The sequence below is a fragment of the Paenibacillus glycanilyticus genome, assembly GCF_023715145.1.
GTDB classification, from domain to species: domain Bacteria; phylum Bacillota; class Bacilli; order Paenibacillales; family Paenibacillaceae; genus Pristimantibacillus; species Pristimantibacillus glycanilyticus_A.
This window is the reverse complement of record NZ_JAMBNP010000038.1, coordinates 1-478: the sequence shown is the minus strand read 5'-3', so window position 1 is coordinate 478 and position 478 is coordinate 1. Positions and strand designations below refer to the sequence as shown.

Annotated in this window: 1 pseudogene; it reads right to left on the bottom strand. The window is 63.2% G+C overall.

The features are described 5' to 3' along the window. A pseudogene (locus M3194_RS30835) lies at positions 1-478 on the bottom strand (translation initiation factor IF-2); the annotation flags it as partial.

The following is a 478-nucleotide window of genomic DNA, read 5'->3' as shown; positions in this document are numbered from 1 at the left end:
GTCACAGCGCCCACACCACGGTCGATGATGTTGAGCTCGACTTCGTCCTCGGTCTTGATATCCAGCAAGGCGTCTTCCAGTGCCTCGACGGAACCGGCATTGTCGCCCTTGAGGATGAGGTTGAGGGTCGAAGTCTCCTGCAATACCTTGTCCAGATCCTCCAAGGAGACGCGCTTGCGCTGCTTGGCCTGCAGGGCAGAGCGCTTGCGGGCGTCACGCTGATTGGCAATCTGGCGGGCAACGCGGTCGTCTTCCACCACGAGCAGGTTATCGCCAGCGCCAGGCACACCAGACAGGCCTTGGACCTGAACCGGGCGGGATGGACCGGCCTCTTCGACGTCGCCGCCGAATTCATCGAGCATGCGGCGCACACGGCCGTGTGCATCGCCCACGACGATGGAATCGCCCACGTGCAAGGTACCGCGCTGGACAATGACGGTAGCAACCGGACCACGGCCGCGGTCGAGGTGTGCCTCAA